The following is a 14,945-nucleotide window of genomic DNA, read 5'->3' on the forward strand; positions in this document are numbered from 1 at the left end:
GAAGAAGACGGAGCCTCAGCCGCGCGAGCGTTCGTCGTCGCGGAACGCCATCAACAGGCGCATGACGTCATGGTCATGCTCCGCCGGCACCGGCAGCGCACCGATGACCCAGTTGTAGACGTCCACGTCCGGCAGATCGAGCAGCCCCTGGAAGCGGTCCAGCTGCGGCGCCGTCATGGCGTCGACGTGATGGTCGGCGAAGCGGCCGATCAGGAAATCCAGCTCCCGCGTGCCGCGATGCCACGCGCGGAACTTCACCTGCTTGCGCCGCACGGCCAGCGGATCGGCCACGGATTCGGAGACGTTGTCGGTCATCACCATCGACACCAAAAGCCCCTGGTCCCGCCAGGGACAGGGGTGCGTTGACACATCGCCCGCATCCTGCACGCCCCGGCGCGGGGAGGCAAGGACGGCGCGTGCCGCCGCTGGTGGTCAGCGTGTGGGACAGCCAAGCGCGGATGACCCTGACGCAGGCCCGGGCGCCGGGCGGCAACGCGGTGGCGGCGACGCTGGCGGTGCTGCGCGGCTTGGTGCTCAAGGGCTGCACGGTGACGGCGGACGCCCTGCATTGCCATCCCAAGATGGCCGAAGCGGTGCTGGAGGCCAAGGCGCACTACGCGCTGGCCCTGAAAGCCAACAACGGGCCGCTGCACGCCGCGGCCGAACAGGCCCTCGCCCAGGTCGGCACGGCGGTGCCGTCCTACAGCTGCGAGGAGCGTGGGCATGGCCGCAGCGAATGGCGCCAGGCGAGCGTGATCCCGGCCACGTCCCTGGTCCGCCCCGCCACCTTGCCGGGCTTGACGGCGGTTGGCTCGGAACATCTTGCGGGCGCACCCGTTGGACCGGTCAATGAGCCTGAAGTGTTCAGGGCCATGACAAGCGAAGAATTCTTCTTTGAACTCTTTGCTTACATGCGATAGCCCTCATGGTACGGGCAACCCTTTCGTTCGATGGAACGGCGTCCGAACCCACTGCTGTGCGCTACTGAACATCGCTACGCCCTCATTCTCTCCGCCACCGGCACCTCGCGCGGCTTGCGGTCGGGCGGGCTGACGATGCCAGCGGAGACGACCAGCTTCAGCCCGTCCTCCACCGTCATGTCCAGCACGGTCAGCTCCCGCCGCGCCACGAACACCATGTAGCCGGCGGTGGGCGGCGCGCAGGGGATGAAGACGTTGACCATCTCCTCCGGGTTGGTGCGCTGCACCTCCGGGTGCGCCGGGCCGGTGATGAACCCCAGGGACCATAGGCCCTTGCGCGGGTACTCGATCATCACGACCTCGCGGAACGCGCTCGACTTGTTGGCGAGCACCGTCTCCATGATCTGCTTGACCGCGCTGTAGACGCTGCGCACCACCGGCATGCGGGCGAACGCCCCCTCGCCGATGCGCAGCACCAGCCGCCCGACGTATCCGGCGGCGAAGGCGCCGACCAGCGTCAGCACGATGATCACCACGACCAGCCCGATGCCGGGGATGGTGAAGGGCAGGAACTGCTCCGGGTTGTAGGCGGCGGGGATCAGCGGGCGCACCCAGCCGTCGATCCACGAGATGATCCACCACGCCAGATAGACGGTGATGGCCGTCGGCGCCGTCACCAGCACGCCGGCCAGGAAATAGGCGCGCAGCCGCGCCATCAGGCCGATGCCCTGCCGCGGCGGACGCGGGTGGGGCGGGGGCGTGTCGTCGGCGTCGTGCTCTTCGGTCGTCGTCACCGGCAATCCCCGGAAAAATATATGCGCTCCATAGTGATACAGGACGGCGGGGCGCTCAACCGGCATCATTGCCGCGTGGCATAGTCCAGGCGTCGCATCGCCCATCAGGGGGAATGGCGGCTGTCATGATGCGCCACAGATTAGGGGTGATGACCCGATTTCCCCGACTGCGCGCGGTAGCGACGGCGCTGCCGCCGCACCGGCTCACCCAGGACGACACGCTGGCCGCCGCCCGCGCCGTGTTCGGTGGGCGCATGCGCGACTTCGACCGGCTGGCGCCCGTCTTCCCCAACACCGGCATCGACACGCGCCACGCGGTGATGCCCATCGACTGGTACCTGCAGCCGCGCGGCTGGGCCGAGCGCGCCGCCGCCTACGAGGCCGGCGCGCTGGCCCTGCTGGAGGACGCGGCCGGGCAGGCGCTGGCGCGCGCCGGGCTGCAGCCGGACGCGGTGGACGCCATCGTCTGCGCCTCCACCACCGGCATCGCCACGCCCAGCCTGGACGCCCTGCTGCTGGAGCGCATGGGCTTTCGCCCCGACACGGTGCGGCTGCCGGTGTTCGGCTTGGGCTGTGCCGGTGGCGTGCTGGGGCTGGCGCGCGCCGCGGCGCTGGCGCAGGCCATGCCGGGGGCCACCGTCCTGTTCCTGGTGGTCGAGCTGTGCACGCTGGCCTTCCGCAGCGGGGAGGCAACGCCGACCAACGTGGTGGCCAGCGCGCTGTTCGCCGACGGCGCCGCCGCCGCCGTGGTGCGGATGGACGAGGCCGGGGGCGGGCCGGCGATCCTGGGCAGCGGGGAGCACACCTGGCCCGGCACGCGGCGGGTCATGGGGTGGCGGGTCGAGGACGACGGGCTGGGCGTGGTCTTCGCGCAGGACATCCCGGAGCTGATCCGCACCCGCATGCGGGGCGTCGCCGACGCCTTCCTGGCGCGGCATGGGGTGGCTGTGGGCGACCTTGCCGGGTTGGTCTGCCATCCCGGCGGGGCCAAGGTCCTGCACGCCATCGAGGAGGCCATGGCGCCGGCGGGCGAGGGGCTGGCGGACGCCTGGGCGGTCCTGCGGGACTGCGGCAACATGTCGGCGGCCAGCGTGATGTTCGTGCTGGGGCGGCGGCTGGCGGCCGGGGCCGCGGGGCTTCAGTTGATGAGCGCGCTGGGGCCGGGGTTCACCGCCGGTTTCCTGCTGCTGGAGGTGTAGGGATGGGCTGGCCGCAGGTCATCGTCCTGCTAGTGGCGCTGCAGCGGCTGGGGGAACTGGTCCTGGCCGCGCGCAACACCCGGCGGCTGAAGGCCGAGGGGGCGCGGGAGGAGGGGGCGGGGCACTACCCGCTGTTCGTCCTGCTGCACGGCGGCTGGCTGGCCAGCCTGTTCGTGCTGACGCCGGCCGGCGCGGCGGTCGACCCGTGGCTGCTGGCCCTTTTCGTTGCCTTGCAGGCGGGGCGGGTGTGGGTCATCGCGTCGCTGGGGCGGTTCTGGACGACGCGCATCCTGACCCTGCCGGGGGCGCCGCTGGTGCGGCGGGGGCCGTACCGGTGGGTGCGGCACCCGAACTACCTGATCGTGGCGGGGGAGCTGGCGGTGCTGCCCCTGGCCCTCGGGGAGGTGTGGCTGGCGGTGGCCTTCTCGCTGCTGAACGTGCCGCTGACCTGGCACCGCATCCGCGTGGAGGAGACCGCCTTGGCCCCGCGCGTCAGCCCAGCAGCCAGCAGAGCAGCGTGACCATCATGGCGATCGCCGCCCCGTCCACGTGGTTGGGGAAGGCGTGCCAGAAGGCGTCGGCCCCGGCGGGGGCCGGGTCGGCGCCGTCCACCTCGTCCAGCCACAGGCCGGCGGGCAGGCCGCCGTTCATCCGCTCCGCCAGCGCGCCGGAGAGGTGGGCCATGCTGACGGCGAGGTAGCAGAACTTCACGAAGTTCAGCAGGAAGGGCGTCGCCCCGCCGGCCTCGGCGATGCGATCGACGGAGCCGCCGGTGGCGGCGACGGCGGTCGCCATGGCGAGTGCGGCGGCGAAGGGGATGGCCACCACCGACAGCAGGCGCTGGGTATCGATGCGGGCGGCGGTCGGGATGGTGGTGGTCAGCATGGGTCCGGTCTCCGGTGTCGCGTGCCCTTTGGTTTTCCGGCCCGGCCGGTTAAGGGGAGGTTAGCGCCGCCCTTTGGTCACAGCGCGCATTGGTGGTAAGAACGATGGCGATCAACCCATCCCCAGGGAGACTGAGGCCGGTGACCGAGGCCGTCCACGCCACGCTCGACCGCATCGAGCTGCTGAAGCCGCTGCCGCCCCAGCGCCGCGCCGAGCTGGCGCGCCAGTGCCGCTGGCGCCATTTCTCGGCCGGCGAACAGATCCTGGACCAGCACGCCGACAGCCGCGACGTGTGCTTCATCGTGGAGGGGACGGTGCGGGTGGTCAGCCACTCCGCCTCCGGCCGGGAGATCAGCTTCGACGACATCGGCGCCGGCGGCACGGTGGGCGAAATGGCGGCCGTCGACGGCCAGCCGCGCTCGGCGGCCGTGGAGGCGCTGGAAGACGGCACGCTGATCGCCTTCCTGGGCGCCAAAACCTTCCTGGAGGTGGCGACCGGCGACCCGCAGGTGGCGCTGGCCGTCATGCGCCGCCTGTCCGGCATCGCCCGGCGCGCCACCGAGCGCGTCATGGAGCTGAGCACGCTCGGCGCCAACAACCGCGTGCATGCGGAGCTGCTGCGCCTCGCCCGGCGCAACCGCCGGCCGGACGGCACGGCGGTCCTGCGCCCCATCCCCGTGCACGGCGACCTCGGCGCCCGCGTCAGCACGACGCGAGAGACGGTGGCCCGCGTGCTGAACGACCTTGCCCGCGACGGCATCGTCGAGCGCACGGCCGACGCCCTGGTCATCCGCGACCTGTCCCGGCTGGAGGCGCTGGTCGCCGAGGTCCGCGCCTGATGCACGCCACGGCGCTTCAAGACGTTCTGATCATCCTGCTGGCGGCGGTGCTGGTGGTGCCGCTGTTCCAGCGGCTGAAGTCCAGCCCGGTGCTGGGCTACCTCGTGGCCGGGGTGATCATCGGCCCGCACGCGCTGGGCATCATCGGATCGCCGGACGACGCGGCAACGCTGGCCCACTTCGGCGTCGTCTTCCTGCTGTTCGCCATCGGGCTGGAGCTGTCGATCGAGCGCCTGACGGTGATGCGCCGGCTGGTCTTCGGCCTGGGCACGCTGCAGGTCACCGTCACCGCCGCGGCGCTGTGGGGGGCCGGGCTGGCGCTGGGGCTGGACAGCCCGGCGGCGCTGGTGGCGGCCGGCGGCCTCGCCCTGTCGTCCACCGCCATCGTCATCCAGATCCTGCTGGAGCGCAACGAGCTGACCGCTCGCCACGGCCGCGTAACCTTCGCCGTGCTGCTGATGCAGGACCTCGCCGTCGTGCCGCTGCTGACGCTGGTGCCGCTGCTGGGTTCGTACCAGACGGAGGTGGGGGCGGCGCTGGCCCTGGCGGCGGTCAAGGCGGTGGCGGCGCTGCTGGCCATCGTCGTCCTCGGCCGCCTCGTCCTGCGCCCGGCCCTGCGCACCGTGGCCGCCGCCCGCAGCCCGGAGCTGTTCACCGGCGTCACCCTGCTGATCGTGCTGGGCGTGGGGTGGATCACCGAGCAGGCCGGCCTGTCCATGGCGCTGGGCGCCTTCCTGGCCGGCCTCGTCATCGCCGAGACCGAGTATCGCCACCAGGTCGAGGCCGACATCGAGCCGTTCCGCGGCACCCTGCTGGCGCTGTTCTTCATGACCGTCGGCATGACCATCGATTTGTCGCTGGTCATTCGCGACTGGTGGCTGGTGCTGGCCCTGCTGGCCGCGCTGGTGGCGGTGAAGGCGGCGGTGCTGGCCGTGCTGTGCCGGCTGTTCGGCATGGTGCCCAGCCTGTCGGTGCAGATCGGCCTGACCCTGAGCCAGGGCGGCGAGTTCGCCTTCGTCCTGTTCGACCTCGCCCGCGACCAGGGCGTGCTGCCGGCCGACACCGCGCAGCTTCTGCTGGCCGTTGTGGCGCTGTCCATGGCCGCCACGCCCTTCCTGATGGCCGGCGCCCGCCGCCTGGGGCAGGCGCTGACCGCGCCGCCCACCGAATCCCTCCAGCAGATGCGCGAGGAGACCGGCGACCTGCAGGGCCACGTGCTGATCGCCGGCTTCGGCCGTGTCGGCCAGACCCTGGCCCGCCTGCTGGAGGCCAACGGCGTGGGCTGGGTCGCCCTGGACCTGGAGCCCAAGCGCGTGGCCGAGGGCCGGGCGCGCGAGCTGCCCGTCTATTACGGCGACGCCGCCCGCCCCGACGTGCTCCGCGCCGCCGGGGCCGCCCGCGCCCGTGCCGCCGTGGTGACGCTGGACCACCCCAGCGCCGCCGAGCGCGCCGTCCTGGCCCTGCGCCGCCAGCGCCCGGACCTGACCATCGTGGTGCGGGCCAGGGACGGCAGCCACAGCGAGAAGCTGGAAAAGGCCGGCGCCACCGTCGTGGTGCCCGAGGTGGTGGAGGCCAGCCTGCAGCTGGGCGGCACCGTCCTGCGCGGCATCGGCAAGCCGTCCGACGAGGTGACGCACCTGCTGGACCTGTTCCGCCACCAGGCCTACGCGCGCCTGGGCGACATGATCCCCGCCCGCCCCGCCCCGCGCCCGCCCCCCGGCCCCGCCCCCTTCGACCTGGACGACCTCAACGACCCCCGCCGGTAGGGCGGCCGGCGGGGTAAATGCAACCGGATGCCACATCATGCTGGAGTGCATCCCTGGGATGAGACAAAGAAGGTGTCATACCGGCGAGCGGAGGCGCTGACTCACTGAGGGGGATTCCCAAGGCCAGCGATCCGTGATTCGATTCCCTGTCCATGATGGGGAGAAGCGCGTGCCAGCAGCGTTGCCGATCCGGAAAGACCTGAGCGCCAGCGAGTTGCGCGCCCTGGCGCGTCGGGAGGGCAAGGGGCGGCTGGCCGGCATGGACCGCCAAGCGCTGCGCGATGCCGTGATGCGCTACAACGCCGAAGGCGTGGCCGGGCTCTACGACCGCCCTCTGCCCGGCCGGCCGGAATGGCTGATCGAGGGCGAGCAGGCGACGCTCAAGGCCATCATCCTCGCTGGTCCCGATCCGAAGCGGCACGGCTGCGTGGAATGGACCCTGCCGATCCTGTGCGAGGTGATCGCCGAGCGCTGCGCCAAGACGCTGCATCCGGCCAGCCTGTCGCGCATCGTGCGGCGGCTGGAGTTGTCGAAGCAGAAGATGCGGCCCCGCCACCCGCAGTCCGACGCCAAGGCCCAGGCCGCCTTCCAAAAAATGGGATCAGCTCTCCTTCCTATGAGACCTGTGACACGTTTCACTGTCCCAGTTTAGGGGGCACTCCACTGGTGTTCGCCGCGCAGCATTGGCTGTTCGTTCGTCACCCCGACCGCAGCGTCTTCGCCGCCGCGTCGCGTTCGAACAGGTAGAGCAGCGTGCGCAGCGCCTGCCCGCGCGGGGTGGCGAGGTCGGGGTCGCGGTCGACGATCAGGCGGGCGTCGTCGCGGGCCACGGCCAGCAGGTCGCCGTGCACGGCCAGATCGGCAAGGCGGAATTCCGGCAGGCCGGACTGACGTGTGCCCAGCACCTCGCCGGCACCGCGCAGGCGCAGGTCCTCCTCGGCGATGACGAAGCCGTCCTCGGTGTCGCGGATGGTCTTAAGGCGGGCGCGCGCCGTCTCCGTCAGGTGCGGGTCGAACAGCAGCAGGCAGGTGGAGGGCTTGTCGCCCCGCCCCACCCGGCCGCGCAGCTGGTGCAGCTGGGCAAGGCCGAAGCGCTCGGCGTGCTCCACCACCATGACTGTGGCCTCGGGCACGTTGACGCCCACCTCGATCACCGTGGTGGCGACCAGCACGTCCAGGCGGCCCTCGGCGAAGGCGGTCATCACCGCGTCCTTGTCGGGGCCGCGCATCTTGCCGTGCACCAGCCCGACGCGGTCGCCGAAGGTGGCGCGCAGGAAGGCGTGCCGCTCCGTGGCGGCGGCGAGGTCGAGCTGTTCGGACTCGTCCACCAGGGGGCAGACCCAATAGGCGCGAGCACCTTCGGCCACCTTGCGGCGGATGCCGGCCGCCACCTCCTCCAGCCGGTCGAGTGCCACGGTGACGGTCTGCACCGGCTTGCGCCCGGCCGGCTTCTCGGTCAGGCGGGAGACGTCCATGTCGCCGTAGGCGGTCAGCGTCAGCGTGCGCGGGATCGGCGTGGCGGTCATCACCAGCACGTCCACCGCCCGCCCCTTGGCCGAGAGCTGCAGGCGCTGGTGCACGCCGAAGCGGTGCTGCTCGTCGATCACCGCCAGCGCCAGATCCTTGAAGGCCACGTCCTCCTGGAACAGGGCGTGGGTGCCGACCAGGAGGGGCAGTTCGCCCGACGCCAAGCGGTCCAGCACCATCTGCCGCGCCTTGCCCTTGTCGCGGCCGGTCAGCAGGGCAAGCGGCACGCCGGCGGCGTCGCACAGGGGCGCCAGACTCTCGGCGTGCTGGCGGGCCAGGATCTCGGTGGGGGCCATCAGGGCGGCCTGCTTGCCGGCCTCCACGGCGTTCAGCATGGCCAGGAGCGCCACCACCGTCTTGCCGCTGCCGACGTCGCCCTGGAGCAGGCGCAGCATACGGCGCTCGGCGGCCATGTCCTCGTAGATCTCGGCCAGGGACGTCCGCTGCGAGGGGGTCAGCTGGAACGGCAGCGCCGCCGTGACCTTGGCGCGCAAGGTGCCGTCGCCGGCAACCGCGCGGCCGGCAAGGCTGCGCTGGTGCAGGCGGACCAGCGCCAGGGCCAGCTGGTTGGCCAGCAGCTCGTCGAAGGCGAGGCGCTTGCGGTTGGCGTTGGTCGCGGCGAGGTCGGCCTCGTCGTCCGGGTGGTGGGCGCGGCGGATGGCGTCGTGCCACGTGGGCCAGCCCTGGCGGGCGAGCCACGCGGCGTCCTGCCATTCCGGCAGCTCCGGCACGTCGGAAACGGCAGCGCGGATGGCCTTGCGCAGCGTCTTGGCGGGCAGGCCGGCGGTCATCGGGTAGACGGGCTCGACCGGCTCGATCTCGTCGCGGGCGTCCACCGTGGTGACGGCGTCGGGGTGCGGCATCTGGAGGGTTTCGTGGAACCACTCCACCCGGCCGCTGACGACCACGGTCGTGCCGACGGGGAGCTGCTTCTGCAGCCATTCGCCGCGGGCGTGGAAGTAGACCAGCTCCAGCACGCCGGTCTCGTCGGTGCAGCGCACCTTGTAGGGATGGCGCGGGTTGATCGGCGGGACGTGGCCGTCGACGCGCACGGTCAGAGTGGCGACGCGGTCGTTCGGCGCCTCGGCGATCTTGGGCGAGAAGCGGCGGTCGATGACGCCGCTGGGCAGGTGCCAGAGCAGGTCCACCACGTGCGGGCCGGCCAGCTTCTCGGCCAGCTTGGCGAGCTTGGGGCCAAGGCCGGGCAGGCTCGACAGCGGGCGGAACAGGGGGAACAGGACGGCGGGGCGCAACGGACGGCCTCGGGGGTCGCGGGACGGGACGGCCCCATTCAATCCCGTGCCGGCGACGGCGCGTCAAGAGGGGTATGCGCCCCCGACGGCGCCGCCGCGAATGCAACCCAATGCAACCGGATGCAACGGATTTCCAGGGGTGTTGCATTCCGGCACGTCCCTCAATTCCGTGAGCGGCACACCGCCCGCCATGAGGAATTTATGCCTGAGCAAGGACGCCCCGTCAACGCGTGCCCGCCGTCCCGCTCCGCTCACCGTCCGGAGCCGGAGCCCGGCTTGTCCTTCCCGTTGCTGCTGCCGGAGAGCTGTTCGGCCTTGTCCTCGACCTTCTCCTTGGCCTCGGCCGAGGGCTGGTCGGAGGGCTTGGCCTCGACGCGGACGGGGGCGAGGCCGTCCTCCTTGGTGATGCCGATGTCCTCGGCCGCCTTCTTCGACAGGTCGATCACACGCCCCTTCACGTAGGGGCCGCGGTCGTTGATGGTGACGTCGGTGCTCTGGCCGGTTTCCTGGTTGGTCACCGTGGCCTTGCTGCCCAGCGGCAGTTCCTTCGAGGCGGCCGTCGGCGCGTTCTGGTCGAACCGCTCGCCCGTGGCGGTCTTGCGGCCGTGGAACTTGTCGCCGTAGAACGACGCTTCGCCCTCGTGGACGATCACCGGCTCGCCGCCCTCCTGCTCGACGTTCAGCTTCGGGCTTTTCGGCTGGTCGGCCAGCGCCGGCGCGGCGAGAAGCGCACAAGCGACCGCAAGCACAATCCTTCGTGTCGTCATGTCTCATTCCTCCTTCGGCGAGGGAGGAACAGACAGTGCGACCCCGGGTTCCCCGGCACGCCGCCGACCGGCACGGGCGGGATGCATCGCACCCCGCCCTGCCGTCGGTCGGTTTACGGCTTCGGAGCCGGGGCCGGTGCGGGAGCCGGCGCGGGCGCAGGAGCCGGAGCCGGCTCCGGAGCGGCGGCGGGAGCCGGTGCGGGTGCCGGGGCCGGAGCAGCGGCGGGAGCAGGTTCAGGAGCGGCGACCGGCGCGGGTGCCGGAGCCGGCGCTGCCGCAGGAGCCGGAGCCGGAGCCGGTGCGGGGGCCGGAGCCGGTGCGGCAGCCGGGGCCGGAGCGGGTGCCGGAGCCGGAGGCGGCGCGGCGGGTGCCGGAGCGGCAGCCGGAGCCGCCGCGGCCGGGGCCTTCGGGGCCAGCTTGGCGGCCATCGCCTCGGTCGCCAGACCACGGTCGACGCAGGACCACAGCGCGTCCAGCGCCTTCTTCGTGCCGTTCAGGCCGTACCAGAACTCCTCGTCATCGAAGTCGAAGTTCAGCTTGTCGCCCATGCGCAGCTGTTCGTAGAGCGTATCGCTCTCCGGCAGGTCGACGATGATGGCGGTCTTGTCGACGACGATCGCCGTACCGCTGTTCTTCGCCTTCTTGTCGACCCAGTACTTGATCGGCTGCTTGGTGTCCTTCTTCAGCTTCCAGTCCGGCGCGACGATGCCCATCATGAAGTCGCGGTCACGGTCGAGCATGAACATCAGGACGGATTTGTCTTCGTACGGCGACTTGATGGTGCACAGCGACATGCGCCCGTTCTCGAACTTCAGTTCGCCTTCCCAATCCCATTCGGAGTTGGCATCGAACTTCTCGACATGCACTTGCGCCAGCGCCGTTCCCGAAACGGTGGCCATCAACAGCCCGCCGAACACGGCAGCGATCGTCTTCATCCCCCGGATCTCCCAAAAAAGGTCCCCTAACGGCGGGCATTATCCCATGGGACAAGAAGAGATGGCAACGGGAGAGCGGATTTCATTTTTGAAATCCGCGAACGTTACTTGAATGGTGTACAAATATTTAAAGGCGCGGGAGGCTGCTTGATGGTTCTTGCCTGCTCCCGATGTTGGGTTTTCGGCTTTGGCCTCAACCCAACCTACGTGCCCCTAGCCCCTCCCTCGCCCCCGGCGGGGGAGGGAGGGACCCATGCGCAGCATGGGAGGGTGGGGGCAAAGTTTTTCGGGGCGGCGGAGGTCCGGGCTCAAAGGCGTCTGTCGTCCCGCAGCGCCTAGCCCCCACCCTCCCGCCTTCGGCGGGCCCCTCCCTCCCCCGGCGGGGCCGGGGGAGGGGGTTTCGCCGTCAATCCTGGTCGCCGTCCTGCGCGACCTCCTCGGCCAACTCGCCGGCGAGGTCGGCGAACAGGCCGGCGTCCACCGTCAGGCCCTGCTTCTCGCAGATGCGCATGAAGATCCGGTACGCGTGCGTGATGGCGACGTCGTAGACCGCCTCGTCGGCTTCCTCGCTGTAGCGGTCCTTGACGTCCAGTTCCTTGAGCGTGACCGCGATGTCCTGGTCGGCGGCCTGCAGCACCGCTTCCATGGCTCGTTTGTGGAGGTCCGACATGTTCGAGATCCTTCTGTCCGTTACCGGCCCACCATGGAACGTGGGGCGCGGCCCTTAGCAAACCAATCGACGAAAAATGGCGCCCCCGTTCGGGGGCGCCATCATTCTAAGCGCCATGGGAGCGCGATGTCACACGACGCGGAAGTTCTTGAACTGCCACGGGTCGTCGGTGTCCACGTCCTCCGGGAACAGGCGGCCGCGATCCTCCAGCGGCGTCCAGCCGCCGTAGGCGCCGACCACCTCGCCCAGGTACGGGCGGCAAACCTCCAGCACGCGCTGGAAGTCCATCTCCTCCGGCTCGACCACGCCCTGCGTCGGGTTCTCGATCGCCCAGACGATGCCGGCCAGCACCGCCACGGTCACCTGCAGAGACGTGGCGTTGTTGTACGGGATGATCTTGCGGGCCTCGTCGATCGTCAGGCGCGAGCCGTACCAGTAGACGCCTTTCTTATGCCCCATCAGCAGCACGCCCAGCTCGTCGGTGCCGCTGACGATCTCGTCCATCATCAGGCGCTTGGACGGCTGCATGTGCCAGTTCTTGCCGGCCAGCTCGTGCACCGACTTCACCGCGTCGTCGCACGGGTGGTAGGCGTAGTGCACGGTCGGGCGGTAGGCGACGGTGCCGCCATCGTTCACCGTGTAGTAGTCGGCCGTCGAGATGGCCTCGCTGTGCGTGATCAGGAAGCCGTGGAAGGGACCTTCCAGCGGCGTCCAGGTGCGCACGCGGGTCGAGGCGCCGGGGCGCATCAGGTAGATGGCGGCGTCGCAGCCGAACTCGTGCCGGCGGCCGTCGGGCGGCAGCGCCTTCTCGTGGCTGCCCCAGCCCAGTTCGGCCGGCTGGCAGCCCTCGCCGACGAAGCCGTCGATGGACCAAGTGTTGACGAACTCGCCCACCTTCTTCGGCTGGTTCGACACCTGGGTGTCGCGCTCGGCCACGTGGATGACCTTCACGCCCAGGTCCATGGCCAGCTTGGCCCAGCCCGCGCGGTCCTTCGGCACGGCGGCGTCCGCGCCGGTGTCGCGGGCGATGTCCAGCAGCGCCTGCTTGATGAAGTGCGTCACCAGACCCGGGTTGGCGCCGTGCGTCAGCACCGCCGTCGGCCCGCCGGCGAACTCCGCCTTGTGCGCCAGCGCCGATTCGCGCAGCGCGTAGTTGGAGCGCAAGCTGGGCGACAGGCTCGAATCGGTGTAGCCGCCCGCCCAGGGCTCGATGCAGGTGTCGAGGTAGAGCGCCCCCACCTTGTGGCAGAACTCGAACAGCGCGACCGACGACACGTCCACCGACAGGTTGACGAGGAAGTCGCCCTTGCCCAGAAGCGGCGTCAGCACCTGGACGTAATTGTCCTTGGTCAGCGGCAGGTTCATGAAGCGGACGTTGTATTCGTCGGCTTCCGCGTGCCCGCGCTCTTCCGCGGTGATGATGGTGATCTGCTCCGCGCCCACGCCGATGTGGCGGAAGATGAGCGGCAGGACCCCCTGGCCGATCGAGCCGAAGCCGACGATGACCATGCGGCCGGAGAAGGTGCAGTGCTTCTGGTTGTAGGGCATAGACGGGTGCTCCCGAGGCTTGATGTGCTGCTGTCTGTCTTCGGGCATCCCCCCGGCCCACCCCTCCCCCGAAACGGCGAGAGGAGCTGCCACACCCTGTGATCCCAAGATTTGTCCCCGCCCCTGGGAGGGGGGCGGGTTTGTCGGGTCGGGGGGACGGTCGTCCTTTCTAACAGAGTTGCGGAATAACCAGCGAGCCCGTTCAGGCTGCGCTGGCGGCGAGATCGTATCCGGGCGTCTCCAGCAGCGGGGGATCCGCCACCTCGACCACCCGCGCCTGCTCGAAGCCGTTGAAGGCCGTGCGCAGGCAGGACCCGTAGGCGCCGAGCTGGCCCAGCTCGATCCAATCCCCCTCCCTGGCGTCGGAGGGCAGGAGGAACGGGCCGTTCATCCGGTCGGCACTGTCGCACGTCGGGCCGTAGAAGGCGAAGGCCGCGACCGGCGCCTCCGACATCGGCTCGAACGGGCGCAGCAGGCGCGCCGGGAAACGGAAGCCCGGTACGCCGGCATCCGACAGGCTGCCGTAGACGCCGTCGGTGATGTACAGCTCATCGCCGCGCCGCTTGGTGATCCGCACCACCAGCGACACGCCCGGCGCCACCAGCGCGCGCCCCGGCTCGCACCAGATGCGGCAGTGCGCGGGCAGGTCCAGCGTGGCGATGCCGCGCGCGATGGCGGCCATGAAGTCGCCCAGCGGCGGCGGCGTGACGCCCGGGTAGGACACCGGGAAGCCGCCGCCGACGTCCAGCACGTCGATGGCCACGCCCGCCTCGGCGATCACCGCGCCGGCCAGCGCGATGGCGCGCTCGTACGCCGCCGGGTCCAGCATCTGCGAACCGACGTGGAAGCTGACGCCCAACTTGGGCGCCACCGCGCGGGCGGCGCGCAGCAGGGCCACCGCCTCCGCGGCCGGGGCGCCGAACTTGCCGGACAGGTCGTAGACCGCGTTGCCCTTCGGCAGCGCCAGCCGCACCACGAGGCCGAGATCGGCGGCATCGCCGGTCTCCTGCCGGATCTTCTCCAGCTCCTCCATGGAATCGAGGACGAAGTCGCGCACGCCGTACTGCTCGTACGCCGCGCGGATCGCCTGGCGGCCCTTGACCGGGTGCATGTAGTGCAGCACGGCGTCCGGGAACATCTGGCGGATCAGGCGGATCTCGCCCGGCGAGGCGACGTCGAAGTGGCGCACCCCGCCGGCCCACAGCGCGCGCAGCACCGTGGTGTCGGGATTGCACTTCACGGCGTACAGCACGTCGCCGCCCACCGCCGCGCCGAAGGCGGCGACGAAGGAGCGGGCCGTCTCGGCCAGCACGCCGGGGCGGACGCAGAGCATCGGCTCCTCCGGCCGGTGCAGCGCCGTGGCCTGGAGGACGGACGGACGGGGGCCGGCGGGACGCGGACCGGCGGCGGCGAGGCCGCGGCGCAGAGGCGCGACGGCGGATCGGGAGCGGGCGTAGCCCATGGCGCACTCCTGTTCCGGGCCCCGGCGAGGGGGCCCATATGCGGACTTCGGCCCGGTGCCGCGCATCGGCGCGGGCAGACCAGAACCAAGGTGGCGGGGAACGACGGGTGGGCCGGAGTCGTGCGCGCGGCCGGGCTCAACAGCTCCGGGCGTTCAAGGCGTCGATGTCCGGCTGAGGGCTACCGTTTACTGGCCCTGCCGTGGCGACTGGACAACATACTGTGCTCCCTCTCGGGACCGGCCCACTGATGACCGGCTCTGCCAAAAAGGACGCGGTACGTCGTTGCATAACCACAGTGGGCCATAGGCACGTGCGAGTGCGTCGTGCGCATTCAAATACGCGCTTTCGCCGCAGATGCAAGTGAATTTTTTGGGCTGAA

The 14,945-nt window shown here is 70.7% G+C and carries 15 protein-coding genes and 1 pseudogene; 7 read left to right on the forward strand and 9 right to left on the reverse strand.

All coding sequences use genetic code 11. The annotated features are described in order from the left end of the window. Positions 1 to 15: 15 nt before the first annotated feature. Entirely contained in the window at positions 16 to 315 is a 300-nt protein-coding gene (locus VED21_RS05385) for a succinate dehydrogenase assembly factor 2 (RefSeq protein ID WP_324881293.1), read from the reverse strand. A gap of 47 nt (positions 316 to 362) precedes the next feature. On the opposite strand from VED21_RS05385, the gene VED21_RS05390 reads away from it, so the two are divergent. Continuing rightward, the gene (locus tag VED21_RS05390; protein ID WP_324881294.1) at positions 363 to 920 is read left to right on the forward strand and encodes an ISAs1 family transposase; all 558 of its coding nucleotides are present in this window, start codon (positions 363 to 365) and stop codon (positions 918 to 920) included. 74 nt (positions 921 to 994) lie between these two features. On the opposite strand, the gene VED21_RS05395 is transcribed toward VED21_RS05390, so the two are convergent. Continuing rightward, positions 995 to 1,714 carry a DUF502 domain-containing protein gene (locus VED21_RS05395; protein ID WP_324881295.1) on the reverse strand — a complete coding sequence of 240 codons (720 nt, stop codon included), beginning with the start codon at positions 1,712 to 1,714 and terminating at the stop codon, positions 995 to 997. A gap of 149 nt (positions 1,715 to 1,863) precedes the next feature. Here VED21_RS05395 and VED21_RS05400 point away from each other — a divergent pair, with 149 nt between their 5' ends. Then, positions 1,864 to 2,913, forward strand: coding sequence for a type III polyketide synthase (locus VED21_RS05400; RefSeq protein ID WP_324881296.1), 1,050 nt, complete (start codon positions 1,864 to 1,866; stop codon positions 2,911 to 2,913). Between the two features lie 2 nt (positions 2,914 to 2,915). Further along, positions 2,916 to 3,434, forward strand: coding sequence for an isoprenylcysteine carboxyl methyltransferase family protein (locus tag VED21_RS05405; protein WP_324881297.1), 519 nt, complete (start codon positions 2,916 to 2,918; stop codon positions 3,432 to 3,434). Here the strand turns inward: VED21_RS05405 and VED21_RS05410 are convergent. Then, positions 3,406 to 3,798, reverse strand: a complete 393-nt coding sequence (locus VED21_RS05410; RefSeq protein ID WP_324881298.1) for a hypothetical protein — start codon at positions 3,796 to 3,798, stop codon at positions 3,406 to 3,408. The two genes, VED21_RS05405 and VED21_RS05410, sit on opposite strands and share 29 nt — an antisense overlap. A gap of 140 nt (positions 3,799 to 3,938) precedes the next feature. On the opposite strand from VED21_RS05410, the gene VED21_RS05415 reads away from it, so the two are divergent. The 4 genes and pseudogenes from VED21_RS05415 (at position 3,939) to VED21_RS05425 (ending at position 7,055) form a co-directional block, all read left to right on the forward strand. Continuing rightward, entirely contained in the window at positions 3,939 to 4,637 is a 699-nt protein-coding gene (locus VED21_RS05415; protein WP_324881299.1) for a Crp/Fnr family transcriptional regulator, read from the forward strand. Next, positions 4,637 to 6,403 carry a monovalent cation:proton antiporter-2 (CPA2) family protein gene (locus VED21_RS05420; RefSeq protein ID WP_324881300.1) on the forward strand — a complete coding sequence of 589 codons (1,767 nt, stop codon included), beginning with the start codon at positions 4,637 to 4,639 and terminating at the stop codon, positions 6,401 to 6,403. Before VED21_RS05415 ends, VED21_RS05420 begins: the two co-directional genes overlap by 1 nt. A gap of 247 nt (positions 6,404 to 6,650) precedes the next feature. Then, a pseudogene (locus tag VED21_RS38955) lies at positions 6,651 to 6,747 on the forward strand (helix-turn-helix domain-containing protein); the annotation flags it as partial. Further along, positions 6,738 to 7,055 carry a helix-turn-helix domain-containing protein gene (locus tag VED21_RS05425; protein WP_414638155.1) on the forward strand — a complete coding sequence of 106 codons (318 nt, stop codon included), beginning with the start codon at positions 6,738 to 6,740 and terminating at the stop codon, positions 7,053 to 7,055. The pseudogene VED21_RS38955 and the gene VED21_RS05425, both read left to right, overlap by 10 nt. A 46-nt stretch (positions 7,056 to 7,101) precedes the next feature. Here VED21_RS05425 and recG read toward each other — a convergent pair whose 3' ends face one another. The 6 genes from recG to VED21_RS05455 form a co-directional block, all read right to left on the reverse strand. Next, positions 7,102 to 9,183 (reverse strand): ATP-dependent DNA helicase RecG, encoded by a 2,082-nt coding sequence (recG, locus tag VED21_RS05430; protein ID WP_324881302.1) that lies wholly within the window; start codon positions 9,181 to 9,183, stop codon positions 7,102 to 7,104. 251 nt (positions 9,184 to 9,434) lie between these two features. Continuing rightward, positions 9,435 to 9,950 carry a septal ring lytic transglycosylase RlpA family protein gene (locus VED21_RS05435; RefSeq protein ID WP_324881303.1) on the reverse strand — a complete coding sequence of 172 codons (516 nt, stop codon included), beginning with the start codon at positions 9,948 to 9,950 and terminating at the stop codon, positions 9,435 to 9,437. Positions 9,951 to 10,063: 113 nt separating this feature from the next. Then, positions 10,064 to 10,885, reverse strand: a complete 822-nt coding sequence (locus VED21_RS05440; protein ID WP_324881304.1) for a hypothetical protein — start codon at positions 10,883 to 10,885, stop codon at positions 10,064 to 10,066. A gap of 406 nt (positions 10,886 to 11,291) precedes the next feature. Beyond that, positions 11,292 to 11,555, reverse strand: a complete 264-nt coding sequence (locus tag VED21_RS05445) for a hypothetical protein (RefSeq protein WP_324881305.1) — start codon at positions 11,553 to 11,555, stop codon at positions 11,292 to 11,294. A 129-nt stretch (positions 11,556 to 11,684) separates the two neighbouring features. Beyond that, on the reverse strand, positions 11,685 to 13,103 hold the full coding sequence (locus VED21_RS05450; RefSeq protein ID WP_324881306.1) for a homospermidine synthase: 1,419 nt from the start codon (positions 13,101 to 13,103) through the stop codon (positions 11,685 to 11,687). A gap of 202 nt (positions 13,104 to 13,305) precedes the next feature. Continuing rightward, positions 13,306 to 14,565, reverse strand: a complete 1,260-nt coding sequence (locus tag VED21_RS05455; protein ID WP_324881307.1) for a type III PLP-dependent enzyme — start codon at positions 14,563 to 14,565, stop codon at positions 13,306 to 13,308. Positions 14,566 to 14,945: the final 380 nt, after the last annotated feature.

The organism is Azospirillum sp. (genome assembly GCF_035627195.1).
Taxonomy (GTDB): Bacteria; Pseudomonadota; Alphaproteobacteria; order Azospirillales; family Azospirillaceae; genus Azospirillum.